7 protein-coding genes are annotated in these 6,578 nt (G+C 60.6%); all 7 read right to left on the bottom strand.

Going from position 1 to position 6,578, the window contains the following annotated elements:
• Positions 1 to 138: 138 nt before the first annotated feature.
• The 7 genes from KBI52_RS17905 to KBI52_RS17875 all read right to left on the bottom strand — a co-directional run bounded on the left by KBI52_RS17905 (position 139) and on the right by KBI52_RS17875 (position 6,577).
• Entirely contained in the window at positions 139 to 678 is a 540-nt protein-coding gene (locus tag KBI52_RS17905; protein WP_210809130.1) for a 2,4'-dihydroxyacetophenone dioxygenase family protein, read from the bottom strand.
• A 24-nt stretch (positions 679 to 702) separates the two neighbouring features.
• Positions 703 to 1,455, bottom strand: a complete 753-nt coding sequence (locus KBI52_RS17900; RefSeq protein ID WP_173948703.1) for an SDR family NAD(P)-dependent oxidoreductase — start codon at positions 1,453 to 1,455, stop codon at positions 703 to 705.
• 8 nt (positions 1,456 to 1,463) lie between these two features.
• Positions 1,464 to 2,969 (bottom strand): tripartite tricarboxylate transporter permease, encoded by a 1,506-nt coding sequence (locus tag KBI52_RS17895; RefSeq protein WP_210809140.1) that lies wholly within the window; start codon positions 2,967 to 2,969, stop codon positions 1,464 to 1,466.
• Complete coding sequence (locus tag KBI52_RS17890) at positions 2,969 to 3,466, bottom strand: tripartite tricarboxylate transporter TctB family protein (protein ID WP_210809127.1); 498 nt, start codon at positions 3,464 to 3,466, stop codon at positions 2,969 to 2,971. Before KBI52_RS17890 ends, KBI52_RS17895 begins: the two co-directional genes overlap by 1 nt.
• Before the next feature lie 135 nt (positions 3,467 to 3,601).
• Positions 3,602 to 4,597 carry a tripartite tricarboxylate transporter substrate binding protein gene (locus KBI52_RS17885; protein WP_173948680.1) on the bottom strand — a complete coding sequence of 332 codons (996 nt, stop codon included), beginning with the start codon at positions 4,595 to 4,597 and terminating at the stop codon, positions 3,602 to 3,604.
• Positions 4,598 to 4,761: 164 nt separating this feature from the next.
• Complete coding sequence (locus KBI52_RS17880) at positions 4,762 to 5,466, bottom strand: RraA family protein (protein ID WP_210809124.1); 705 nt, start codon at positions 5,464 to 5,466, stop codon at positions 4,762 to 4,764.
• A gap of 184 nt (positions 5,467 to 5,650) precedes the next feature.
• On the bottom strand, positions 5,651 to 6,577 hold the full coding sequence (locus tag KBI52_RS17875) for a 3-keto-5-aminohexanoate cleavage protein (protein WP_173948678.1): 927 nt from the start codon (positions 6,575 to 6,577) through the stop codon (positions 5,651 to 5,653).
• Position 6,578 lies beyond the last annotated feature (1 nt).

Below are 6,578 nucleotides of genomic sequence, written 5' to 3'. Positions count from 1 at the left end.
GGAAGTGGCTCGACGTCCCCTTCATGAGGGAACACCAGACCTTCTGATAAAGGCGCAAATTTCTCGGATTGACCCCTTGCGCACGTTCGCACCACTTAGATGTCACTGATCGAAGGCTTCCATGAGGACGAGCGATCCTCATCGGATGAATTGGTCGATGTAGTCTGCCCCAAGGCCGTTTCGGCTATAATGGGCGCGGCACTTCTCGATGCGCGTGAACACGTCGTCAAACCCGACGGCCTTGCCATCCAGGTCGACATAGATCATGGCGCCATTCACTTGGAATAACGTGATCATCTCCTCTACATGAGGATCAACCACGAGGGTATGGGTCTCCCCCGGCGCTTCATAGGCGTAGGAGCCCTCCGTCGCCACCCAGTCGTGCTCGAGGTAGCGCCATTCGCCCTTGAGCACGAAGGCATGGACGGGTTGCGGGTGCCGGTGGCGTGAGAGCACGCCCGACTTCCGGACCCTCAGCAGGTTCATCCAATATCCGCGGGAGGCCGCCAGGAGGAGAGGACGGAACCAGACATTCTCCTCGACGGGCACCCAGATGCGCTCGTCCGTCGGGATCGCGTTCGGGACCACCAGTTCCGGCGGCGAATCCTTCGGCTGCGGGTGGCGGTAAGGAATCCACTTGTCATTCGCAGGCGGGGGGACCGAATCCGATTGGCTCATAGGGGCCTCCAAGATTTCTCAGGTTCACACAGTCAGATAGCCGCCGTCGATCGGCAGGATGGCGCCGGTGACGAAACCCGCGGCGGGAGAGGCCAGGAAGACGATCCCGGCAGCGACCTCGTCCGGCGTGCCCCAGCGGCCCATGGGCGTTCGGGCCAGTATCGGACCTGCCCGCTCCGGATCATCCTGAAGGGCCTGCGTCAGCGGGGTGGCGATCCAACCAGGTGCAACGGCGTTCACGCGGATGCCGTCACTGGCCCACGCGGCAGCCAGGCTCTTGGTCAACTGACCCACGCCGCCCTTTGACGCCGCATAGCCCGGGACACGGGCCCCGCCGAAGAAGGTGAGCATTGAGGCAATGTTCACAACGCAGCCCCTCGCCGACGCCAGTTTTGGTTTCGCCGCCGTGCAGGCCCGCATCGTGCCGGTTAGATTGATAGCTATAGTTTCGGCAAAGACATCCGGATCATGTTCCGCGTCGCGCCGGATCACGCCTGCGGCGTTGACGAGCACATCGAGGCGCTCGAGCCCAGCGACGAGCGTCTCAATGGCAGCACCGTCGCGCACGTCGAGGAGAGTAAAATCGATTCCGCTCGAACCGAATGCATCACTTGCAGCGATGCACTCGGCCTCGGTGGCGCCGGTGGCCACGACTTGCCCGCCGAGATCATGGAAAGCCCGCGCCGCGCCGAGCCCGATCCCGCTTGTGCCACCGAGGGCCAGCACTGTCCGGCCACGAAAGAGCCCCGGCGCGAAGGTATCTATCATGTCGATCATCCGTTCTCTCACAGCGCCTGCCCTTGTTGCCGAGGTCGGATGCGCTTCCAGGACCAGATGAAAACGGGCCACAGTAGCGCGCCTATGGTCATTGCTGCCAGAACAGCCGAGACGGGACGATCGAAGAATGGCAGCAGGCTTCCGTCGGACTTGATGAGCGACGTGACAAAGCTCTGTTCGACCATGGTGCCCATCACGATGCCGAGCACCATTGCGGCGACGGGATAGCCGTTGTTCTCCATCACGTAGCCGATAGCGCCGAAGGCTGCCACGAGAACGACCGCGAACAGGTTGTTCCCCGTCGCGAAGGCCCCTACGGCGCAACAGACGAGGATCACCGGCATCACTGTCGCTCGGGGAGCCCGCAGAACGGAACTCGCCGCGCGGATCATGACGATCCCGAGCGGAATCATCAGAATATTGGCAAGAACAAAGATGATGTAGAGCGCATACATGCTCGAGGCTCTCTCTGTGAAGAGAGTCGGGCCGGGATTGAGCCCCTTCATGTACAGAACGCCGATGGCGATCGCGGTGATCGTATCACCGGGGATGCCGAATAGCAGGGAAGGCACCCAGCCACTGGCCAGGCTCGCATTGTTGCTTGCCCCCGCTTCGACGAGGCCTTCGGGATGACCGGTGCCGAATTTCTTCGGCTCCTTGGAGAACCGCTTCGACATCGCATAGCTGACCCAGGCCGCCATATCCGCGCCGGCTCCCGGCAGAACGCCGATGATGATGCCGACGATATTGCCTCGAGTCATCTGACGCCAGTATTTCCGGGTGAGGTCGAGTTGACCGGACAGAATGCTTCCGAACTTGCGACGCGGCAGGGGAGGCGGTTCGGGTGACACCATGGCGCGGATCACCTCGGAGACTGCAAAGACGCCGACCAGGGCCGGAATCGCCTCGACGCCGCCAAGGAGTTCCGTGATCCCGAATGTGAAGCGAGGCACGCCGCCGGGATTTTCCATGCCGATGCACGCAATGAGAAGCCCGAGCAACATGCTGGCGATGGCCTTCACGGGGGACGACCGCGCGACCAACGTGGCGCACATCAGGCCCAGAAAGGCGAGCCAGAAATACTCGAATGTCGAGAAATTCAGCGCGAGCTCTGCGAGCGCGGGCGCCATCACGACGAGGGAGAGCGTTCCGGCGATTCCTCCAAGCGCGCTGAACCACAGGCCTGCACCGAGAGCGACTTCTGCCTGACCCTTCCGGGTCAATGCATAGGCCTCGTCCGTGTAAGCGGCGGAAGCAGGTGTTCCGGGAATGCGCAGCAGACAGCCCGGAATATCTCCCGAGAAGATCGCCATGGCTGAAGCGGCGATGATCGTAGCGACTGCTGCAATGGGAGAGAGATAAAAGGTTACCGGCACAAGAAGCGCGGTCGCCATCGTAGCCGAAAGGCCGGGCAACGATCCGATCACGAGGCCGTAGATCGACGACAGCAGGATCGCGATCAGCACATCTGGCGCGAGGACGAGACGGAAGGCTTCAATGAGTTCGTTCATGATCACCACGGCATCGGGAGCAGACCGGCAGGCAGCGGGACACGCAGGAGCTTGTAGAAGATCAGGTGAATTGCGATCGGAGCGATCGCCGCCAGCGGCAATGCCACGCGCAGCTTGGCGCCGAAGGCGAGGGCACCTACAAAGATCATGACAGCCGCCGTTGGGAGGAACCCGAGGCGATCGACGGCAACCACGTAAAACAGAAGCAGACCCGGTGGCAGCAATGCACGAAGCCTATAGATCAGAGGCTTCGTCGTTTGCGCGTGTTGCGAAGGACCTTCGACAGCCGCAAGATCAGCCTCGGCTTCCTCTTCGAAGCTGTGCCCGATTCCAAGGGTAATGAGGACACCGCACAGGATGAGACCGATGCCGATGACAATCGGAAACGCGCTGGGTCCGATATCCTGACCTGGCACGGGAGGAAGCCTTGAGCCGCCATAGGCGGACAGCACTCCTAGCGTGGCGACAAACGAACCGGTGATACGGTCAGACAACTGCATCGACGGATTTCTCTTCAGACGGATGAGCAGAAAGGACCCGGACGCCTTTGCCTAAGCGAAGGCATCCGGACGGAGCGCATACCTGCCGTCTCCGTTGGGCATGCGAGGACAGAGACCGCTTCGGCCTCATTCCGTCTATGCCTTGGCCAAGCCTGCGGCCTTCATGGCCTCGCCCATCTGCCGATCCGACTCATCCATGAACTGGCCGAATGCGGCTTTCTCGGCCCATTGGATCCCAAAGCCCCGACCGCTCATGAACTCCTTGTATTCCTTGGAGTCGTAAACGTCCCTGAGAACAGCAACCAGTTTGTCCTGGACGTCCGCCGGGAGGCCCTTGGGGCCGGCAATGCCACGCCACACCCCGACAGACTTGTGGGGGCCCATCTGTTCGTCGAGCGTAGGCACGTTCGGGAATTGCGGGTTCCGTTCCGGCGCGAGGATGGCAAGGCTCTTGGCGCGACCTGCATCGATCATGGGCCGGGCCTCAGGAAGCGAGCAAGGCACGATGTCGATACCGCCAGCGGCCAGATCCTGCATCCCCGGCGCGGCGCCGTTCGACGGCACCCAGGCCACGTGGTTTGGCTGAAGACCCAGCGACTGCAGCCAACCCACGAGGGCCAAGTGCCAGATGCCGCCTTGGCCGGTTCCCGAGGCTTTCAGCTTTCCGGGAGGTGCCGCCTTGATGGCGTCGGCCAATTCCTTGATGTTCTTGTAAGGACTGTCAGCCTTCACCTGGATGGCAGGAGCGTCGACGTTCATGAGTGCCAGAGGCGTGTAGCTTTTCGGCGTCAGCTCCGTCATCCCCTGCCAATGCATCATCGCAATTTCGACCGTGAGCAGGCCGATCGTGTAGCCATCCGGTGTCGCGCTGGAGATCGCCGCATGTCCGACCACACCGTTTCCACCTGTCCGGTTCACCACGTTCACGGGCTGGCCGAGCTTCTGCTCCATCACTTGCCCGATGATGCGTGCGGTCGCATCGGTGCCGCCGCCTGCGCCCCATGGACAGATCAGCGTGATCGGCCGATTGGGATAATTGGATTGTGAGAAGCTTGGTTTGAGTCCTACCACTGAACTAGCAAGGACAGTGGACGCTGACGCGACGAAACCGCGTCTCGTAAATGAAGTCATGCATTTCCTCCCGGCTAGTCCCCAGCCATGGCCTCGCCTGTTCCCGGCGCTTGACCTAAAGGTATCTTACGTGACCTTCCCGGCGGGGCAACTCATTTGCTCTAAGTTGGCCCTACAATTATTGCGATCGTATCGAAGGTGGAAGTCGCTCTTGATCGAAGGTTCTAGTGGACGTCCTCCGCCGCACCCCAAGCCTCTATAAGCTTCTCCACAGTGAAACCTGGGCTACGGGCAGCCTTCAGGACAGGAGCTTCCTTTCTCGTCACAAGGTCAATAGCGCGGGGAAGCTCCAGGGCGACGTAGGGATCGATCATGACTGCGCCATGGCGGTCCGCATGGAGCAGATCATCGGGCCTGACTTTCAATCCGAAGATCTCCACTGGACAATCGAACGCCTCGACGCGGACGAAGGCATGGCTCGGGCTGAGGGAGCCAGCCAGGATCTGAAATCCGGGGTCAACAGCGCCGAGATCACGCATCGAACCATTGGTGAGGACGCCTCGGGCCCCTAAACCCTTATGGATCGCCACGTTGATCTCACCCCAGAATGCTCCAAGCCCGGGCCGGGAGTCGATATCCTGCAGAACCACCACGACGGGACCGGCGTGAGCCGCGACATATCTGTAATAGGCGATCCGGCGTGCCCTTACTGTCTCGGGCGATTCCTCGGCCGGTTGCGAGCTTCGGATCAGCCCTGTGCGGGCGTAGCCGACAATGGCGGGGAGGCTCGGATGGGCGGCAAGCACTGGCTCTGTCGTGAAGCCCTCCGCCTTCCGATGGCCCAGGACGAGTTCGATTGCGTTGCAGACCGTCGGTGTATCAACAGCCGCCAAGGCAGTGAACACTTCAGGAGACAGCACTTGCTCCATTTTTCAAGCTTTCCCGCTTCAATTGAGTTGGCATTCAAAGGACTCAGCAGCTTCAGGCGATGCACTCCCAGACATCGTTCTGAGACTCGCAACCGACGAGTTGCAAGGTTGTTGCAATGTCTCGAGGCAGATTCAGTTCGATGACAAGCCATATCACATCGATTATCCAAGCAGGCCTGATGCGCTAGAAATTGACGCGGTCACCTCCTTTGAGCGACAGCATGTTGCGCGCATCGTCAGGAGTGGCGATTTCCAGTCCAAGTCCCTCGATAATCTGGCGCGCCATGTTTACCTGCTGCGCATTCGATTCCGCAAGCTTGCCAGGACCAATCCAGAGGGAGTCTTCCAAACCGACGCGGACATTGCCTCCCATGGCAGCCGCTTGGGCTGCAATGGGAAGCTGGTTCTTACCCGCCCCAAGGACCGACCATTGGTAATTGTTCCCAAACAACCGATCGGCCGTGCGCTTCATGTGGCCTACGTCCTCCGGGTGCGGACCAATGCCACCCAGAAGACCGAAGACGCTTTGGACGAAGAGAGGCGGTTTGATGAGACCTCGGTCCACGAAGTGGGCGAGAGTGTAGAGGTGGCCGATATCGTAGCACTCGATCTCGAAACGGGTGCCGTTCTCGGCGCAGGTCGTCAGGATGTATTCGATATCAGCGAAGGTATTGCGGAAAATGCGGTCACGCGATCCTTCGAGATATTGCTCCTCCCAATCGTACTTGAAATCCTTGAACCGGTTGAGCATCGGGTAGAGCCCGAAATTCATTGAGCCCATATTGAGGGATGCAACTTCGGGTTTGTAATAAGCCGCAGGGCGAACCCGCTCCTCCACCAGCATTGTCGGTGCGCCACCTGTCGTGACGTTGATGACGCAGTTGCTACGTTGCTTCACAGCCTGCAGGAAGGGGGCGAATGCTTCCGGCGACTGATCAGGCTTGCCGTTCTTTGGGTCACGCGCGTGAAGATGCACGATCGCGGCCCCAGCTTCCGCGGCGCTGATCGCGGCCTCGGCGATCTCCTCAGGCGTAATCGGCAGATGAGGAGACATGGAGGGCGTATGGATCGCGCCGGTCACGGCGCATGTTATGATGACTTTGCGGGCCATG

The organism is Microvirga sp. HBU67558 (assembly GCF_018069605.1).
Lineage (GTDB): Bacteria > Pseudomonadota > Alphaproteobacteria > Rhizobiales > Beijerinckiaceae > Microvirga > Microvirga terrae.
This window is presented reverse-complemented; position numbering and strand designations above follow the sequence as displayed.

Bases quoted from the DNA above. Each gene is read 5' to 3' on its own strand.
- KBI52_RS17905 (WP_210809130.1), bottom strand. From the start codon at position 678: ATGAGCCAATCGGATTCGGTCCCCCCGCCTGCGAATGACAAGTGGATT.
- KBI52_RS17900 (WP_173948703.1), bottom strand. From the start codon at position 1,455: ATGATCGACATGATAGATACCTTCGCGCCGGGGCTCTTTCGTGGCCGG.
- KBI52_RS17890 (WP_210809127.1), bottom strand. From the start codon at position 3,466: ATGCAGTTGTCTGACCGTATCACCGGTTCGTTTGTCGCCACGCTAGGA.
- KBI52_RS17885 (WP_173948680.1), bottom strand. From the start codon at position 4,597: ATGACTTCATTTACGAGACGCGGTTTCGTCGCGTCAGCGTCCACTGTC.
- KBI52_RS17880 (WP_210809124.1), bottom strand. From the start codon at position 5,466: ATGGAGCAAGTGCTGTCTCCTGAAGTGTTCACTGCCTTGGCGGCTGTT.
- KBI52_RS17875 (WP_173948678.1), bottom strand. From the start codon at position 6,577: ATGGCCCGCAAAGTCATCATAACATGCGCCGTGACCGGCGCGATCCAT.